This is a genomic window from Synechococcus sp. BDU 130192, from assembly GCF_963876085.1.
Classification (GTDB): domain Bacteria; phylum Cyanobacteriota; class Cyanobacteriia; order Cyanobacteriales; family MRBY01; genus MRBY01.
The window spans coordinates 1-17,525 of record NZ_CAWNNO010000005.1 but is presented as its reverse complement, the minus strand read 5'-3'; the positions used below and the strand labels follow the sequence as shown (position 1 = coordinate 17,525).

General features: G+C 46.6%; 16 protein-coding genes. 5 read left to right on the top strand and 11 right to left on the bottom strand.

Annotated features, from left to right (window positions below):
• Nucleotides 1-47: 47 nt before the first annotated feature.
• Entirely contained in the window at nt 48-485 is a 438-nt protein-coding gene (gene mscL / locus AACT35_RS02115) for a large conductance mechanosensitive channel protein MscL (protein WP_012308058.1), read from the bottom strand.
• A gap of 418 nt (nt 486-903) precedes the next feature.
• On the opposite strand from mscL, the gene AACT35_RS02110 reads away from it, so the two are divergent.
• Together AACT35_RS02110 and AACT35_RS02105 are read left to right on the top strand one after the other, a co-directional pair.
• Nucleotides 904-3,510, top strand: coding sequence for an EAL domain-containing protein (locus tag AACT35_RS02110; protein WP_099238638.1), 2,607 nt, complete (start codon nt 904-906; stop codon nt 3,508-3,510).
• 80 nt (nt 3,511-3,590) lie between these two features.
• Entirely contained in the window at nt 3,591-5,066 is a 1,476-nt protein-coding gene (locus AACT35_RS02105; RefSeq protein ID WP_099238636.1) for a leucyl aminopeptidase, read from the top strand.
• 72 nt (nt 5,067-5,138) lie between these two features.
• Here the strand turns inward: AACT35_RS02105 and AACT35_RS02100 are convergent, their stop codons facing one another.
• The 9 genes from AACT35_RS02100 to AACT35_RS02060 form a co-directional block, all read right to left on the bottom strand.
• Nucleotides 5,139-5,603 carry a DUF4870 domain-containing protein gene (locus AACT35_RS02100; protein ID WP_099238634.1) on the bottom strand — a complete coding sequence of 155 codons (465 nt, stop codon included), beginning with the start codon at nt 5,601-5,603 and terminating at the stop codon, nt 5,139-5,141.
• Nucleotides 5,604-5,881: 278 nt separating this feature from the next.
• Entirely contained in the window at nt 5,882-6,241 is a 360-nt protein-coding gene (locus AACT35_RS02095; protein ID WP_099238632.1) for a DUF5615 family PIN-like protein, read from the bottom strand.
• Nucleotides 6,241-6,486, bottom strand: a complete 246-nt coding sequence (locus AACT35_RS02090; RefSeq protein WP_099238630.1) for a DUF433 domain-containing protein — start codon at nt 6,484-6,486, stop codon at nt 6,241-6,243. The genes AACT35_RS02095 and AACT35_RS02090 overlap by 1 nt, the downstream gene beginning before the upstream one ends.
• 33 nt (nt 6,487-6,519) lie before the next feature.
• The gene (locus tag AACT35_RS02085) at nt 6,520-7,311 is read right to left on the bottom strand and encodes a HEPN domain-containing protein (protein WP_099238628.1); all 792 of its coding nucleotides are present in this window, start codon (nt 7,309-7,311) and stop codon (nt 6,520-6,522) included.
• Nucleotides 7,312-7,505: 194 nt separating this feature from the next.
• Nucleotides 7,506-9,131: a chaperonin GroEL gene (groL, locus tag AACT35_RS02080; protein WP_099238626.1), complete on the bottom strand. Its 1,626-nt coding sequence runs from the start codon at nt 9,129-9,131 to the stop codon at nt 7,506-7,508.
• Nucleotides 9,132-9,214: 83 nt separating this feature from the next.
• Nucleotides 9,215-9,526: a co-chaperone GroES gene (gene groES, locus AACT35_RS02075; RefSeq protein WP_012308053.1), complete on the bottom strand. Its 312-nt coding sequence runs from the start codon at nt 9,524-9,526 to the stop codon at nt 9,215-9,217.
• Between the two features lie 230 nt (nt 9,527-9,756).
• On the bottom strand, nt 9,757-11,898 hold the full coding sequence (glyS, locus tag AACT35_RS02070) for a glycine--tRNA ligase subunit beta (RefSeq protein WP_099238624.1): 2,142 nt from the start codon (nt 11,896-11,898) through the stop codon (nt 9,757-9,759).
• An 89-nt stretch (nt 11,899-11,987) separates the two neighbouring features.
• Entirely contained in the window at nt 11,988-12,488 is a 501-nt protein-coding gene (locus AACT35_RS02065; RefSeq protein WP_099238622.1) for a GNAT family N-acetyltransferase, read from the bottom strand.
• Nucleotides 12,489-12,496: 8 nt separating this feature from the next.
• Nucleotides 12,497-12,796, bottom strand: coding sequence for a type II toxin-antitoxin system TacA family antitoxin (locus AACT35_RS02060; protein ID WP_065711276.1), 300 nt, complete (start codon nt 12,794-12,796; stop codon nt 12,497-12,499).
• Nucleotides 12,797-13,023: 227 nt separating this feature from the next.
• Here AACT35_RS02060 and nth point away from each other — a divergent pair, with 227 nt between their 5' ends.
• Entirely contained in the window at nt 13,024-13,689 is a 666-nt protein-coding gene (nth, locus tag AACT35_RS02055) for an endonuclease III (protein ID WP_099238620.1), read from the top strand.
• 8 nt (nt 13,690-13,697) lie between these two features.
• Here nth and AACT35_RS02050 read toward each other — a convergent pair whose 3' ends face one another.
• Nucleotides 13,698-13,901, bottom strand: coding sequence for a hypothetical protein (locus AACT35_RS02050; protein WP_012308050.1), 204 nt, complete (start codon nt 13,899-13,901; stop codon nt 13,698-13,700).
• 452 nt (nt 13,902-14,353) lie between these two features.
• Here AACT35_RS02050 and AACT35_RS02045 point away from each other — a divergent pair, with 452 nt between their 5' ends.
• Nucleotides 14,354-14,695 (top strand): STAS domain-containing protein, encoded by a 342-nt coding sequence (locus AACT35_RS02045; RefSeq protein WP_052349655.1) that lies wholly within the window; start codon nt 14,354-14,356, stop codon nt 14,693-14,695.
• Between the two features lie 71 nt (nt 14,696-14,766).
• A complete protein-coding gene (locus AACT35_RS02040) occupies nt 14,767-17,376 on the top strand; it encodes a TIGR03960 family B12-binding radical SAM protein (protein WP_099238616.1) in 2,610 nt (869 codons plus the stop codon).
• Nucleotides 17,377-17,525 lie beyond the last annotated feature (149 nt).

Sequence of the window (17,525 nt, the reverse complement as noted above, 5' to 3'; positions counted from 1 at the left end):
CCACCAAAGGAGGCAATCCTTCCGTTAGGTATTGTGAGAATTCAGCTCTACTGCTGACGATTTTCCATTAAATTAGCTAGACGTTCGATGGCCGCCGTGAGGTTTTCTTGGGCCACAACTGCTGGATCGGGGGCTGGGGGCGGCGCGTCTATTTCTTCCATGGCTTTCGCTCGGTTAAATCGCCGTTGCATTTTTTCGATGGCCCGAATAACCAAGAAAATCGCAAATGCAATCACCAAAAAGTTAATTACAGCCGCCAAAAAAAGCCCGTATTTAATGCCATTAAAAGACAATTCACCCAGGGCATCTAAATTAGCTGCACTTAAGGCGGGTTGTAAGATCGCCGGCGTAATAATATCTGCAACTAAAGAATTGACAATTTGACCAAAGGCCCCGCCGATCACGACGGCCACTGCCAAATCAATCACATTCCCCCTCATGATGAAGGCTTGGAAATCACTCCAAAAACTACTTTTTTTTGCCATAAATGCTCATCCCTTAGTGATGGATTAAAAACGACAAACAAAGATAAAAATGTTATCGTCCCTCTAAAGATAAGCGACCCAATCCAGCAAATCAATTTTCTTAACCAATTCTTAAAAAGAACCAGGGCAAAAAATCAAAATCTAGCTGAAAACAAACCTTTAAATCAGCGCCGTCAACCGTCAAACAGTCGAAAATAAAATTACAAATTTTGTGCCCAACTTTACTTTAGGGCCGACAATCAATCACTTGTTGGCTATTTAGCCACCACTCCATAAACAATATGCTTCACTGGCAAAAATTCACGAATAATGGCGTTGTAATATTTGTGTTACTTAATACTGTTGCCGTTAATTTTTTATCTTAATTATACTTAAGAAGCCTGTTCTCTCAGTTGCCATCTACTAACTTCCTAATTTAATGAATAAAAGCACTGTGCTCTTGGCTCTAGGTCTTGTCGCGATGCTCTCCGGCACAGAGGCGATCGCCCAAAATCAGCCAGCAAAAACGATTACCGTGGGGGTTTATCAAAATGATCCCAAGGTTTTTATCGATTCAGGTGGGCGGGCCCGGGGCTTTTGGGTAGATATTACGAGTGACATTGGGCGTGTGGAAAATTGGGCAGTGACCTATGTTCCCTGTGAATGGAATCAATGTCTCCAACAAATTGAACAGGGGCAACTCGATCTGATGGTGGATGTCGCCTATTCCGACACGCGAGATGAAGTCTTTGATTTTAATACCATCATCGTTTTGTCAAGTTGGTCACAGATTTATGCGCGCCGGGGTGTTCATTTAGAGACGATTTTAGACCTCGACCAACGGAGAGTTAGCATCCTCGCCTCTGGGATTCAACAGGAAGTCCTCCGAGAAAGAATTAAAGCCTATGGCATTCAGCCGGAACTGGTGCCCATCGATAGTTATCCTGGGATGTTTGAGCAGTTAGAGACAGGGGAAGTTGATGCTGCCATTGTCAATAATTTTTTTGGGAATAAATTTAGTCCCGACTATCAAGTCAATAAAACCAATATTCTGTTTAATCCAGCCCGGTTACATTATGTCGTTCCCGAAGGCGATCCCAAGCAGCTCCTGCCTGGCATTGATCGGCAAATGAGTCGCCTCTTACAAGATCGTGATTCTGTCTATTATCAGGCGATCGCCCAATGGTTAGAGCCACCCGAAAAATTTAATTGGCTCAGCTTACAAAATTTTTTCTTTAGCCTGGTTGTCTATCTACCATTTCTCTTTTTAGGATGGTTTATTCTCCGTAACTATAGCCTGAAAAAAGAAATTAAACGACGCAATCAAATTGAGACTAATCTCCTTGAAAGTCAACAGCGATATGCCAACCTCGCTAATACCGTTCCCATTGGGATCTTCCGTACTAATTTGCGCCATGAATGTATTTATGTCAACGATTACTATTGTAAACTGCTGGCAATTCAACCCGAAGAGGCTCTCCATAAAGGCTGGTTAGAAAAAGTCTATCCCGACGACATTGACTACGTCCGAGAACAATGGCTAAAATCTATTACTAATCAAGAATTATTTACCCTAGAATATCGATTTCAGCGTTCTGACGGTTCGATACTTTGGGTATATGGCCAGGGCACCGCTGAGCTTGATAGTAAGGGTGAACCCCAAGGCTATGTTGCGACCATTACCGACATCAGTACCCGGATCAAAATGGAGCAACAACTCAAACATGATGCCCTCCATGATCGTCTTACTGGCCTCGCCAATCGTAACCTACTAATTGAACGGCTCAATCTAGCCCTAAAACGTTATAAGCGATATCCCATCCATGAATTTGCCGCTCTATTTTTAGATCTGGATAATTTCAAAGTAGTCAATGATAGTCTGGGCCATGTTGTTGGGGACGAATTACTCATTGAAGTCGCCCATTTACTCAAATCTTTTATTCGCGATACAGATGTAGCCGCCCGCCTAGGGGGAGATGAATTTGTCATTCTCCTAGAGGAAATTCACGGGGTAGAAGATGCTGTGCATATTGCCGATCGCATCCTCAATACATTGAATATGCCTTTCCAGATTTCTAACTACGGCGTTTTTATCACGACGAGTATTGGGATTATTATCGGTGACTCTCGCCATGAATCAGCCCAGGATCTGCTCCGGGATGCCGATATTGCCATGTACCGAGCCAAACAAAATGGGAAGTCACAGTACGCAATTTTTGATCCCCAGATGCACCTACAGGCGATGAAGCGTCTCCAATTAGAAGGGGAAATCAGATTTGCCATTGAAGAAAAGCAATTTGTTTTGTACTATCAGCCGATTATTAATTTAGAACAAGGCAACATTGAAGGGTTTGAAGCGTTAATTCGGTGGCAACATCCCCAACGGGGTTTGTTATCCCCCTATGAATTTATTGATGTTGCCGAAGAAACAGGGCTCATTATTCCCCTCGGTGAATGGATTTTAGATGCGGCCTGTCGTCAATTATTTGAGTGGCAGCAGGCGTTTAAAACACCCCTGAAAGTCCATGTTAATTTATCCGTTAAACAACTCCAAGATTCGCTGTTATTTTCACTGGATCGATTATTAGAACGCTATCCGGTTTTTCCTAACACTTTAGGATTAGAAATTACTGAGAGTATGCTAATTCAAAATATCGACATCACTTGTCGTTTGTTAAACCAAATTCGCCTCAAGGGAGTTTTTATTAGCGTTGATGATTTTGGCACGGGGTATTCTTGTTTAAGCTATTTACACCAGCTCCCCATTGATGCGCTAAAAATTGACCGGAGCTTTGTAAATATTTCTGAGTTGAATGACCGCAACCGGGTGATTGCAGAATCTATTCTCGCCCTTTCTAAATCCATTGGGATTAAAACTGTGGCAGAAGGTATCGAAACAAAACAGCAATACCAGTGGTTAAAGAGCCAGGATTGCCAGTTTGGTCAGGGTTATTTATTTTCTCGGCCTGTTTCTTTGGATCAAGCAACAGATTTGCTACAGGGTCACTCCTTCGAGGTGCTAGAGAAGTTGCGCTCTTCCTCGTAATGTTGCTCTGGGCAATTTCTTGGACAGGGTTTGCCGGAAATGTCAGACTAAAGGACAGTAACAAGTTTTGAGGTTTAGTTATGGAAATTCGCGGTAGTTCGCAAACGGCAGCGGCTTGGGCTGGTGAGGCGATCGCCTTGGGTTTTTTTGAAAGTGAAACGGTGCTCACGGTACCCGAAAGTTTGACGGCTCTGGACGAACGCTTGTCGGGGGTGATCGCGGAAGTAATCGCTGAAACGGAATTTAAAGGTAAATCCGGCGAGCTATCGGTGACCCGTCTTGGGAGTGGTACGCCGATTAAAAAGTTGATCCTGGTGGGTCTAGGCAATGCCGAAGATTGTGATATTGCCTCGTTACGGAGTACAGCAGCGGCGATCGCCCGGGCCGTGAAAGGGGACAAAACCATTACAACTCTGGGCTTACAGTTGCCCGAAGCCGAAGATGGGGCGATTGTAGCGCAAATGGTCACAGAAGGGATGTATCTGGGCTTTTATGAAGATAATCGCTTCAAATCAGAACAAAAAGACCCCCCAGCCCTCGAAGCCGTTGAAATCCTTGGCATTGGCGACCAAGCAGCGGCGATCGCCTTGGGCACAAGCCTCTGTGAAGGGGTGATCTATGCGCGGGAATTGGTTAACGCTCCGGCCAACATCATTAATCCCGTGACCCTGGCCGCTTCCGTGGAAAGCCTCGCCAGCACCTACGGTATGGAACTGAATATCCTCGAAGAAGCAGACTGCGAAGCAGCAGGAATGGGATCTTTTCTTGGGGTGGCGGCGGCCTCGGATTTACCGCCAAAATTTATTCACCTCGTTTATAAACCTCCTGGCACACCCCGGAAGAAAGTGGCGATTGTCGGCAAAGGTTTAACCTTTGATTCTGGCGGTTACAACATTAAACCCTCTGGCCCCAGTATCGCGATGATGAAAATGGACATGGGGGGCGCAGCGGCAACTTTTGGGGCGGCAAAGGCGATCGCCGAACTGAAACCCGATGTGGAAGTGCATTTCATTAGTGCGGCTACTGAAAATATGATCAGTGGTCGGGGGATGCGTCCGGGGGATATTCTCACGGCCTCCAACGGTAAAACCATCGAAGTGAACAACACCGACGCCGAAGGTCGTCTCACCCTCGCCGATGCCCTCGTTTATGCCGAAAAGCTAGGGGTCGAAGCGATTGTGGACATTGCCACCTTGACCGGAGCCTGCGTCATTGCCCTAGGTGACGATATTTGTGGTCTGTGGAGTGACAATGATGATCTCGCCCAGGCAATCGCCACCGCATCAGAGAAAGCGGGCGAAAAATTCTGGCAGATGCCCCTCGAAGAAAAATACTTTGAAGGCTTAAAATCTCCCATCGCCGACATGAAAAACACCGGGCCACGGGAAGGCGGTTCGATTACGGCGGCGTTGTTCCTCAAGGAATTTGTCGAAAAAACGCCCTGGGCACACCTCGATATTGCTGGGCCAGCCTGGTCAGAAAAAGACGCCGACATTTACAGCAAAGGCGGCACAGGGTTCCCGGTGCGTACCCTTGTGCATTGGGTACTGAGCTAATTTTTGCATCTAAAGTTTAATTAAAAACCCCCTTGGCCAATCATTCCAGGGGGGCTGTTTTATGAAAGTTATTTATTTCAGTAGTCTGAGACTAAAGGGATAACGATACATTTGTCCTTCTTGAACCTTGGTCGCCGCCAAGATTACGACTGCAATCTGAAAAATGGCGATCGCCACAATCAGCGCCAAAAAGATAAAGAAACCAATCCCCGTCACAATTGCCACCAGGGCCGCAAAGGGATTATTGCTGCCACCAATGCCCAACAGGATCATCAAAACGACTCCGGCGATGATCAAAATACTAAGAATAATTCCCGCCGCCAAACCATAAATGGTCATCGAAATCTGGAAATTAACCGATTCCTTTCCGTGGGCATCGATCAGCTCGGACTCCTCTTTTTTGAGATACCAGACCACCGCCGGCGCAATCACATTGACAAAGGGAATCGCCCCAATGCCGACAAAGGCCAAGACGATCCAAGCCAAACTCGACAGATGGCAGGCGATCGCCCAATTTCTTTCCTGTTCTGCATCCATAAATTTATAGTCCCTCCATATCTACCCCAAATATATAGCAGACCTCAGCCTAGCTGGCTTCAAAGGCAACATTAAGCAATGATGATTGATTTTTTAAAATGGACACAAATTAGTTCTGTAATCTCCCTCGTCCAGTTTTTCTTTATCAGAAAGCCATTAATGATGCTGGTAATTTTAATTTATTTTGCTGTTGACATCTCAAGTAAAAAACTGTAGGAATTTTGACGATTTTTACTGGCTTTCCCGTGGAATAAACTAAATGGTGATCGCCTCAAATTCTATTCTGGAAGGGGACGCTGTCGCAGTTGCGTACGCTCAAGCACCGTAAAACGCCCCGCAAAAATAAAGCTTGGATTTTGTAATAATTGCAGAAGGTGTTGACCTGGCTCTAAAGGTGTTTGGGGAGTGTAACGAAAATAAATTACACCAGCAGGTGGATGTAATCCGAAACGATAAATAAGTTCGCCATAATCTCGATCAAACGTTAAAATAACCCGCTGCTCACTTACTGCGTTAGACAAAACTTCTGAATCAGAAATTCCTGGTGAATCCTCTACAATTGCAACAATATCAATATTTTGCTTTCGCAATAGTTGTACACTCGCTAAAGGAAAATTTTCGTTGGCTAAAAACTTCATCAACTCGCTTCTGAGAAAGGGATAGTTGTATAGAGAAGTTCGTCTCTCATACACTCAGCAGTAAAAGCAAAGACTGCACGGATTGACTCTGATGTTAGGGATGGATAGTTTTCTAAAACCTCAGCTTCAGACCATCCGCTAGCAAAAAGATTCAAAAGAAATTCAACAGAAATTCTAGTTCCTTTAACCACAGGTTTACCGATCAAGATATTAGGGTCTGAATGAATATAATTTTGCCAGTTCATAATTATATAAGTGAATCAAATAAAAAACAAAAATTATAGCATCATATCCTCGTCCGTATATATTTTTCCTCCTTTCATAAAACCTAGTTTGCAAAGCTCATTTATAAATAAATGATAAATAAGATTTGAAGATTTATCTATCCATTCATCAACTGTTTCAATTGAAATTTCTGTTGGCTCTTGAGATAATTCACTTGGCAAATCAGCTTGATGCACAATTTTGTGACGTCTTTCCATCATTTCAGAAAGTATAGGGAAATATTGTTTCGGTAAGCTATCAGCTGGTATGTCAACTTTGCTTAGTATTGTTGTTAGATTTTTTACTGAATTAATACTTTGCCTAGCCAAATATTTTTTTATGGATTCATCGATTAATGATTGAATATCTAGACTTTCTAAATTCTTTTCTATGCCTAAATTTTCACAAATTACTTTTCTGCAAAAAAAATCTATTTTTTCATTGCGATAATTCATTAAATCAGGCAACGATATATTCTTAATTGGACAAGTAATAGTTAGAGCTTTTACGGGATCTTGAGAAAGCTTAAAACGAACAAATTCACGTATCGTATCTTCAAAAATTGCGTGAAAAAAAACAATTGAAACACGAGTTATTTCATCAATTTGTAATTGAGTAATATCTTTGGGTTTTCTACTCACAAGTTCTCGATTAATGACACTCAAATTCCACTGATCTTTTGCTTGAAAGTTTTCCAGTCGATTCACAATATTCATCAAGACAAACAAACGTTTTTTGTTGTTGACAAAACGAGTAAATATAGTTCGAATACTAATAATTTGTTCTTGCTGCGAAATTTGATCCATGAATAATATTTGATTCGTTGCTCATCAATGTTCAAAAAAATCAAACTGACTTGAGTGAAATTACTTGCTTTTATTTCTTGCTTTTATTTTATAAATTTTCATAATAAGCGATGTTTTACAAAAAATCCCCCTGAAATATATTCAGAGGGATAAAACTTAAATTAATTTAGGGTTTCAGACTTTGGAGTTAAGCGTTAGTAGTCGAAGTCACCGGCACCGGGAGCTGCACCAGCCTTATCTTTTTCAGGCTTGTCAACAACGATGCACTCGGTAGTGAGAACCATACCAGCGATGGAAGCCGCATTCTGGGTTGCAGAACGGGTTACCTTAGCAGGGTCAACGATACCAGCGGCGAGCATATCAACGAATTCGTTAGTTGCTGCGTTAAAGCCAGTATTGAAGTCTTTTTCCTTCACGCGCTCAGCGATGACCGCACCGTTTTGGCCAGCATTTTCAGCAATACGCTTCAGGGGCGCAGTCAGGGCACGGGCCACAATCAAAGCACCAGTGAGTTGCTCGGCAATTAGGTTGTCGGTTGCCCACTTTTCGAGTTCAGGAGCGAGGTGCGCCAGAGTTGTGCCACCACCGGGAACAATCCCTTCTTCAACGGCTGCTTTAGTCGCGTTGATCGCATCTTCGAGACGAAGCTTGCGGTCTTTCATCTCAGTTTCGGTTGCTGCACCGACTTTGATCACAGCGACACCACCGGAGAGTTTCGCGAGACGTTCTTGGAGTTTTTCTTTGTCGTAGGAAGAATCAGATTCTTCGATTTGACGGCGGATCTGCTCACAACGGGTCTTAACTGCCTGCTCGTTACCATCGGCCACAATGGTGGTGTTGTCCTTGGTGATGGTGATGCGGCGGGCTTTACCGAGCATATCAACGCTGGTGTTGTCGAGCTTGAGGCCTGCATCTTCGGTGATCAGTTGGCCACCGGTGAGTACAGCGATATCTTCGAGCATTTGCTTACGGCGATCGCCAAAACCAGGCGCTTTAACCGCAGCAACGTTGAGGACACCCCGGAGACGGTTGACTACGAGGGTCGCAAGGGCTTCTTTCTCGATATCTTCAGCGATGATCACGAGGGGCTTACCTTGGCGAGCAACCTGTTCGAGGATTGGAACGAGGTCTTGTACCAAGGTGATTTTCTTGTCAGTGATGAGGATGAAGGGATCTTCAAGAACCGCTTCCATGCGCTCGGTGTCGGTGACGAAGTAGGGGGAAGTGTAACCCTTGTCGAAACGCATCCCTTCGGTGATTTCGAGTTCGGTTTCCATGGATTTCCCTTCTTCGAGGGAGATCACACCTTCTTTACCGACTTTGTCCATGGCCTTGGCGATCATGTCACCAACTTCCTTGTCGTTACCCGCAGAGATGGCACCGACCTGGGCGATCGCCGTCGAATCTTCTACCGGACGTGCCTGGTCTTTAATGCGGCCAACGAGGAATTCAGTCGCTTTATCAATACCGCGCTTGAGGGCGATGGGGTTCGCACCAGCCGCGACGTTGCGGAGACCTTCTTTGACCATGGCATGGGCAAGAACCGTTGCTGTGGTGGTTCCGTCACCGGCCACATCATTGGTTTTAGAAGCCGCTTGGCGAATCAAAGAAACACCGGTGTTTTCGATGTGGTCTTCGAGCTCAATTTCCTTGGCAATGGTCACACCGTCATTCACGATCTGAGGTGCGCCAAATTTCTTTTCGAGCACAACGTTCCGACCTTTGGGGCCGAGGGTTACCGCAACAGCTTCAGCGAGGAGGTCGATCCCTTTTTCGAGGGCGCGGCGAGCATCTTCGTTGTAAATAATAGATTTAGCCATAATGATTGAATTTCTAGGTTGAGCGTTTTACGAGAAAAAATAGAAAAATCTGAAACGATTGCTTAGGTCAAACCTAAAAATAGTTACGCAACGGTTGCAAGGATATCTTTCTCAGAAAGAAGCACGTAGTCATCGCCACTGAGTTTGATATCAGTACCAGCGTACTTAGAGTAGAGAACTTTATCGCCAACTTTGACATCAACGGCGGAACGGCTACCGTCATCATTGCGCTTGCCTTCACCAACAGCTACAACTTCACCGATTTGGGGCTTTTCTTTAGCGCTATCGGGGAGGAGGATCCCACCAGCGGTCTTTTCTTCAGATTCGCTGACCTTTACGAAAACGCGATCGCCGAGGGGCTTGAGGGTAGAAACATTGATGCTAATTGCTGCCATGGATAATTTCTCCAGATCAATAAACGACTAAATTTAGCTAGATTGAAGTTTAGCACTCTCAATCTCTGAGTGCTAATTTAGCGGAGAAAATTAAATCCAGACAACTCCTGATAATGTACGGGTTCCCGAACTTTAGATCGCTCCAAAAATTGAACTGTATTGCTTCTCAGGGGAAACCCTGACAGAGACAGCTTTATGTCCCTGCCATGACTCTAAAAATAAACAAGGATCTACTGTTTAACGATCGCCCCAAAGTCTGCCAGAATCCGCGCGTGGTTCCGCAATAGCCCAAGGAGATTGAGGCGATTTTCCCGCACAGCAGGATCTTCTGCCATCACCAAAACACTATCCTCCCCATCAAAGAACCGCTCAACTGTGGGCGCGAGGGCCGCTAACCCATCGATCAGTTTTTGGTAATCCCGTTCGGTGCGGGCCGCTTCGGTGGTGGGCACAAGTTCCACTAAGCCCGCATAGAGATCGCGCTCGGAGTTTTGCGCAAATTTCTCCGGGTTAATTACCCCTGTCGGATCGAGGCTATCCGTGCTGAGGTTCCCCTTGGCGGCCAACTTTGCAGAACGGTTGACGGTGGCGTAGATTTTTGCGAGTTGGCCATCGTCACGAATGCTCTGTAAAAATTCAGCGCGATCGCCCACATCCAGTAAATCCGTTAAAGCCCGTTCAGTGTATTCTGCATCGTCACCCAGCACCGCATTCACCAGGTCATAATCAATACCCTTTTCATCTTGGAGCAAAGTCTGAATCCGCTGAATAAAGAAGCTTTGCAGGGCTTCGAGGGGAGACGTTTTATCGGGGTGAGCCGTAACAAAATCCTTCGCACCCTGGGCTAACAGTTCTCCAAGGTCAATTTCAAGACCCGCGTCCCAAGCGACAGTAATAATTGCATTGGCCGCCCGTCGCAGTGCAAAAGGATCCGAGGAACCAGAAGGGATCATCCCCAGGCCGAAAATGCTCACCAACGTATCGAGGCGATCGCCCATGCCCACCACTTGACCCGCAAGGGTTTGGGGCAAAATATCATCGGCATTGCGGGGTAGATAATGCTCAAAAATCCCCTCGGCCACGGCGGGCGCTTCCCCACTGACCAGGGCATATTTTTGACCCATGATGCCTTGGAGTTCTGGGAATTCATAGACCATCTGGGTCACCAAATCCGCCTTACAGAGCATGGCGGTGCTGGCAATAATTTCTTTGTCCGCCTCAGACAGGCCAAGCTGTTCCGCGATCTGCTGGGAAATTTCCATAATGCGGTCTACTTTGTCCCGCATCGTCCCTAATTCTTCCTGAAAGGTGACGGCCTCTAGCTGGGGCAAATAGGTTTCTAAATGTTCATCGCAATCGGCCCGGTAGAAAAACTGACCATCTGCTAACCGCGCCCGGATCACCCGACCATTCCCCGCAGCGATGATCTCTGATTTCTTGGGATCACCATTGGAAATCGTAATAAATTTCGGGAGAAGCTTCGTTTTATCTTGGCGATCGCGCACCGCAAAATACCGCTGGTGAGTGACCATCACCGTCGTAATTACCTCTGTGGGTAGCTCTAAAAATTCCGCTTCAATGTCCCCGACCACTGCCGTGGGATACTCCACCAAATTCACCACTTCAGCGAGGAGATCAGCGGGCATTTCTGCCTCACCACCAATCTCTGCCGCCGCTGCTTTTACACCAGCAACAATTTTTTCTTCCCGCACCTGGGGATCAACTTCCACAAAAGCTTGTTGCAAGGTCACCACATAATCAGCCGCATTACTCAAGGTCACCTCCCCTTGATGTAAAATCCGGTGCCCACGAGAAATACAACCCGCTTCTAACTTACCGGAGCCATTCACCAATTCCAGGGGCAAAACAGCATCATTCCAAAGGGAAACCAACCAGCGAATCGGTCGCGGAAAGCGCAGATCACCATCGGCCCACCGCATAAAGCGCCGCCCTTCGAGGGCCGTAAACCAACCTAAAACCAGTTCCTGCAAAATTTCTGGCGTCGGGCGACCGAGGGTTTTCTTTTGGACAAAAACAAAGTCTCCTTTTTCCGTGGGGCGCACCTCCAGGGCGGACAGTTCAACCCCCTGTTTGCGGGCAAAGCCTTCAGCGGCCTTAGTGGGTTGACCCTCTTTAAATGCGGCGGCAGCGGGGGGGCCTTTAATTTCTTCTTCCCGATCAGCCTGCTGGTCTGGCAACCCTTGGACTAACACAGCCAGGCGTCGGGGGGTTCCGTAGACTTCGATTCCGTCTGGGGTGAGAAAATACTCCGTGAGGCTATGGGAAACGCGGTCTTTTAATTGGGCGATCGCCGCCGCGACAAAATCAGCAGGGAGTTCTTCTGTACCAACTTCAATGAGGTAGGTTGCCATGGGAAACGAAATCAGGTCAATAATGAACTTAGTTAGTTTAACCTGAAGCCACCAGAAAACTTAAAGCGTAGCCTTACCGAACGGAAAGTTTACCGATTTGATTCTAGGGCGTTGCGGGCATCGGCGATCGTAATCATCAGAGTCATCGGTTCCAAGGGAGACGGCATAAAACCGCAACCCTCATAAAATTGTTTGGCCCCAGGGGAAAGAGCATGGAAAAGAATCGCTCGGAGCCCGGCAATTTCTGCGGCTTGTAAAATGCGCAAAATGCCATCCCGTAACAGCGCTTTTCCTAATCCCTGCCCTTGCCAAGCCTGATCAATAGCGAGGCGACCAATTACCATCACAGGAATCGGATTGGGCATGTTCCGACGGGTTTTTCCGGTAGCAACCTGGGCGGCGATCGCCCCGTTCGCGAGACAATAGTAACCAATCACCCGGTTTTGGACACAAATGACATAAGTTCTTGAGGCGCCACTTTGCTCATTTCTGTGTGCCCGCTGTTTTAGCCACGTATCCAACGAAGCTTCACCAGACTGAAAAGACTGAATATCATGATTCTCATTTAACTTTTGCGGTGCCGAGATCATTGCGACAGTTATTCCCAGGGTGCTGGCTTCGCCAAGAGTGTCGCTAACTGATTATTTGGTGAGGGTTGGGCATCAAGACAATCCAAAAAATGCTGGTACTTTTGATTATCTAGCGTAAAAAATACCTGATCTAGCAAAACCTCTTGTGCCTTTTGACAAGCAGATTCCAGCATGAAATCTGACCGACTCTTGCCCTGCACTTGAGCCGCTCGATCAATGAGATCTCGCTGATTTTGCTGTGCTCTGATATTGATTTTAATGTTCCGAGAATATGTGGCTTGGTTCTCTTCAAGCAAAGTATTACTCATAGTTTCTTCGCAGACAGCTTCAATAATCCTATGGAAAATATTGAAACTGTTTTTAAGATTGCTTCCTTAACGTCTATCTTAACAGATGTCAGCACAATGTCACCACACTTTAACTCTGTTCCCACTTGGGTTGTCCAGGTGAGAGCCCTATCATAAGCTTAAAAAATAGTCAAATTATTTATTTCTGTTAAGATTGTTAGTCTCGTTTCTGCTTTATTGCTTTCTCCATGGTTTCTACCCATTACCCGCGTAGTAAGAAAAAACGGGCGATCGCCGTTCTCGAAAAACTCCACGAACTCTATCCCGATGCCACCTGTAGTTTGGACTATGAAACCCCCGTGCAACTCATGGTGGCAACCATTCTTTCGGCCCAATGTACCGACGAGCGAGTAAATAAAGTTACACCGGCGCTCTTTGCCCGATTTCCTGATGCGGCGGCCTTTGCCGGGGCAAATGTGGCAGACATTGAACAGCTAGTGCGCTCAACGGGATTTTATCGAAATAAAGCGAAAAATATTCAGGGAGCTTGCCAGCGGATTATGGCGGTTTTCAATGGGGAAGTGCCGCAAACCATGGAAGAGCTTCTGACCTTGCCCGGTGTGGCGCGGAAAACGGCCAATGTTGTTCTGGCCCATGCTTTTGGGATTTGTGCGGGAGTGACGGTGGATACCCATGTGAAACGGCTGAGTAATCGTTTGCGCCTGACAAAATCTGAGAATCCGGTACAAATTGAACGGGATTTGATGAAATTAATTCCCCAGCCGGAGTGGGAAAACTGGTCGATCCGTCTGATTTACCATGGTCGCGCCGTCTGTAATGCCAGAAAACCTCAATGTGAGATTTGTGCGATCGCCAACCTTTGTCCCTCAGCCCCCAAACCCCAGCCAGTTTAAAGCTCTCATCAAAAGATAAAGCGACTGGGCACAAGCTGAATCCGGCCCGCATCCATTTCTGCCATCAAAAGTTCGAGGGCTTCATAATCCGCATCGGAAACATGGCCAAGGCGTGTCAACTCGGAGTTGATCGCGTTTTCAATTTCGGGGGTCATTTGTTTAATGAAAAGGGCTTTTTCCACTAAACGACGAATCATAAATGGCGTACTCACAGTAGTAATGTTTCCCTAAATGAGGAACTGATTTCATTACAAAAGAAAGATTCTCTTATTGTCGCTGATTAAGGGTAAATAATGAATGGTCTAAATAGCGTAAAGTGGTGAAATTTGTTTAGGTCATGGTTCCATTTTCGAGGTGTTTACACAATTTCTCCCCGGTCTTAAATAATTTTTAAACTTCGGGCTTCTTTTTTTAGAAAAAATGTAAACAAACATACCGTTCTCGAAGCAATAAAGGATCTTTTGGTAACGAGATGTTTTTGTTCAGGATAAGTTATCATCACACCTGATTTTTGAGTCTCCCCCATACAATGGTTCTATCCCAAATCAAATGTTTAGCAGCCTTTTCAGGGTTTTTTCAACCGAAAAAGTTGTTTGATTTTTGTATAAAAGTTGTGACTAAGACGATGGGTAAACAGGGAAGTTCCCCTGGGGAGAGTCTACCGATGGATAAAAACCAACAGCCTGTTATTCTGCGCCCAAATTGTGCTTTGACAACCTCAAATCTTGACGTATTTTGGCGATCGCTCCATGGGGCCATTAACGACGAATTCAGTCGAGAAATTTTAGTCGATCTCCAGCAGGTAGAATTTATCGACAGTGCGGCGGCGGTGGTGCTCAGTCAGGGCACAAAATTGGCAGAATCCCATGGTAAACGCCTCGGCTGTTGTGGGATCAATTCCCAGGTGCGTATGGTATTGGAGCTGACCCAAATGGAGCAGTTTGTGCGCATTTTCAAAGATGAAGCAGAATTTTTTGCGCAGGCATCCCGGTTGCTCGCGGCCTAGCATCTCGAAGGCTCTCCGGTATAATGGGGGACTGAATTGTTTCCCTCGACTCCCTTGGAGGTTCATCACCTGTGGCAACGGCTCCCTGTCTTCCTCAACCGGCTGATTACGAAGCGCTGATTACGACGGATATTTTCAAACCAGCGCGCTACTTGGGTAATGAACTGGGTGCAATCCATAAGCCTTGGCAAGGGGCGGTGGTGCGTTGGGTGCTGACCTATCCGGAAGTCTATGAGGTGGGTTCCTCGAATTTGGGCCATATCCTGCTCTACAACGTGATTAATGCTCAACCTCGACAGTTGTGCGATCGCACTTATCTACCCGCCGCTGATCTGAGCGAGAAGTTAAAGGAAAAAAATCTGCCGCTGTTTGCCCTCGAATCCAGGCGATCGCTGTTGGAATTTGACATTCTCGGCTTTAGCTTGAGCTATGAACTGGGGGCGACCAATATTCTGGAAATGCTTACCCTTGCCCAGATTCCCCTCACTTGGCAGGAACGAGATCAAGGAAATTATCCGTTCATTTTTGCGGGGGGACAAACAGCCACCTCTAACCCAGAACCCTACGCTGACTTTTTTGACTTTATCGTTCTGGGCGATGGCGAAGAACTTTTGCCCGAAGTGGGTTTCATCCTCGAAGAAGCCAAGGTTAACGGTCTGGGTAAGGAAGAAACTCTGCTGGATTTAGCCCAGGTGCCAGGGGTTTATGTGCCTCGCTTCTATGCAATGGCGGCGGATGGTTCTGTGCATCCAATCCGTGACGAAGTGCCCAAGCGAATTTTGCGCCGTGTCGCCACGCCTATTCCCGCCTATTCCATCGGCCTCGTGCCCTATGTGGAAACAGTTCATGATCGCCTGACGGTGGAAATTCGCCGGGGTTGTACCCGGGGCTGCCGCTTCTGCCAACCGGGAATGCTAACGCGACCTGCGACGGATGTCGAACCAGAGAAAGTCGTCGATGCTATCGAAAAAGGAATGCGGGCGACGGGTTACAACGAATTTTCTCTACTTTCCCTCAGTTGTTCTGACTATCTCTCGTTGCCAGCGGTAGGAGTCGAGATTAAAAATCGCCTTAAGGACGAAAATATTTCCCTATCTCTGCCCAGCCAGCGGGTGGATCGTTTTGATGAAAACATTGCCAATATTGTCGGTGGGACGCGTAAAGCGGGTTTGACCTTTGCCCCAGAAGCGGGCACCCAACGAATGCGGGATGTGATTAATAAGGGTTTGACGAACGAAGAACTGCTACGGGGTATCCAAACGGCGGTGAAAGAGGGTTGGGACAAGGTCAAGCTTTATTTCATGATTGGCCTGCCTGGGGAGACGGATCTTGATGTGTTGGGCATCGCGGAAACGGTGCAATGGCTGCGGCGGGAATGTGCGTCCCTGAGCAATCGCCGTTTAAACTTCAACATCACCATTTCTAATTTCACCCCGAAACCCCACACGCCTTTCCAGTGGCATTCGGTTTCGACGACAGAATTTAAGCGTAAACAGGAACTGTTGCGGGAAGCTTTTCGACCGATTCGCGGCGTGAAGGTGAACTATACCGATGTGCGCATTTCAGCCATGGAGGATTTCGTTGGTCGGGGCGATCGCCGTTTGGGTAAAGTCGTTCGCCGAGCCTGGGAACTGGGGGCTGGAATGGATTCCTGGTGGGAGAATTTAGACAAAGCCTATGGCGCTTGGGAACAGGCGATCGCCGAATCCGACCTCACCTGGAAATACCGCAAGGTCGAAAGTGGCGAGTGGAATGTTTTTGAAACCACCGACAACGACCCCCTCGACGCCCCCTTGCCCTGGGATCACCTCAACACAGGCATTGACAAGCAGTGGCTCAAGGACGATTTAAAGCGAGCCCTCGAAGCGGCAACCATTCCCGACTGTGCCTTTGATGGTTGTTCCCATTGTGGCGTCTGCAGCACCGATTTTGGCCATAATGTCGTCTATCAACCGCCCGAAATTCCCGAATTTGTCGGCCAATTCCAAAAGGATCAAGAACGCCTACAACGGTTCCGGGTTTGGTTTGGTAAGCAAGGAGATATGCGCCTGGTTAGTCACCTCGATTTAGTCCGTTTATTTGACCGAGCTGTGCGCCGCGCTTCAATTCCCGTGGCTTTCACCAACGGCTTTCATCCGAGCCCCCGCATTTCCATCGCCAATGCCCTATCATTAGGAGCCACCAGCTCAGGAGAAATTATTGATTTTGAGTTGCGCCAAGTTTTAGATCTAGAAGACTTCCGGCGACGACTCGCTGAACAGTTGCCCATCGATATGCCGATCTATCGCGTTGAGGAAGTGCCCGTCCGTTCTAAGGCCGCCACTGCGCTCCTTACGGAAGCAGAATACCTGATTGATCTTGAAACCGAAGAACCTGTTTCTGCGGCACAATGGGAAGCTTGGCTCGAAACCATCCGTCAGACTCCGGAAATTCTCCTCGAAAAGAAAACAAAGTCTGGCAAAATTAAGCAACTGAATCTCCGAGAAATGTTAACGGCGATCGCCCTCGAAAAAGTCATTAGCCCCACCCAAGTCCAATTCCGTTATCGAGGTAGTTGCCGCAATGATGGCACTTTATTACAAGCAGATCATATTCTTTATATGATGCATACTATGAGTCAGCAAAATATAAAATTGCTTAAGGTACACCGCTTTACTCTGTACTTATCTGAAGATATTTAATCTAGCTTAATTGATATTATCATTTCGCTTAAATATAACACCATCCTAAGTACAGGACAAAAATTGTATGGGGTGAAACCCTGACCCAAGTAGAGGTTGGGTAGAAACGGTAAAAAAGCGACGTAATAAGTCAAAACCATAGCGAAACA

Excerpts from the sequence above, each read along its gene's own strand:
- AACT35_RS02090 (WP_099238630.1), bottom strand. The coding sequence starts at position 6,486 with ATGAACTGGCAAAATTATATTCATTCAGACCCTAATATCTTGATCGGT.
- groL (WP_099238626.1), bottom strand. The coding sequence starts at position 9,131 with ATGGCTAAATCTATTATTTACAACGAAGATGCTCGCCGCGCCCTCGAA.
- glyS (WP_099238624.1), bottom strand. The coding sequence starts at position 11,898 with ATGGCAACCTACCTCATTGAAGTTGGTACAGAAGAACTCCCTGCTGAT.
- AACT35_RS02105 (WP_099238636.1), top strand. The coding sequence starts at position 3,591 with ATGGAAATTCGCGGTAGTTCGCAAACGGCAGCGGCTTGGGCTGGTGAG.
- mscL (WP_012308058.1), bottom strand. The coding sequence starts at position 485 with ATGGCAAAAAAAAGTAGTTTTTGGAGTGATTTCCAAGCCTTCATCATG.
- groES (WP_012308053.1), bottom strand. The coding sequence starts at position 9,526 with ATGGCAGCAATTAGCATCAATGTTTCTACCCTCAAGCCCCTCGGCGAT.
- AACT35_RS02110 (WP_099238638.1), top strand. The coding sequence starts at position 904 with ATGAATAAAAGCACTGTGCTCTTGGCTCTAGGTCTTGTCGCGATGCTC.
- AACT35_RS02065 (WP_099238622.1), bottom strand. The coding sequence starts at position 12,488 with ATGATCTCGGCACCGCAAAAGTTAAATGAGAATCATGATATTCAGTCT.
- nth (WP_099238620.1), top strand. The coding sequence starts at position 13,024 with ATGGTTTCTACCCATTACCCGCGTAGTAAGAAAAAACGGGCGATCGCC.
- AACT35_RS02045 (WP_052349655.1), top strand. The coding sequence starts at position 14,354 with ATGGATAAAAACCAACAGCCTGTTATTCTGCGCCCAAATTGTGCTTTG.
- AACT35_RS02100 (WP_099238634.1), bottom strand. The coding sequence starts at position 5,603 with ATGGATGCAGAACAGGAAAGAAATTGGGCGATCGCCTGCCATCTGTCG.
- AACT35_RS02085 (WP_099238628.1), bottom strand. The coding sequence starts at position 7,311 with ATGGATCAAATTTCGCAGCAAGAACAAATTATTAGTATTCGAACTATA.
- AACT35_RS02095 (WP_099238632.1), bottom strand. The coding sequence starts at position 6,241 with ATGAAGTTTTTAGCCAACGAAAATTTTCCTTTAGCGAGTGTACAACTA.
- AACT35_RS02060 (WP_065711276.1), bottom strand. The coding sequence starts at position 12,796 with ATGAGTAATACTTTGCTTGAAGAGAACCAAGCCACATATTCTCGGAAC.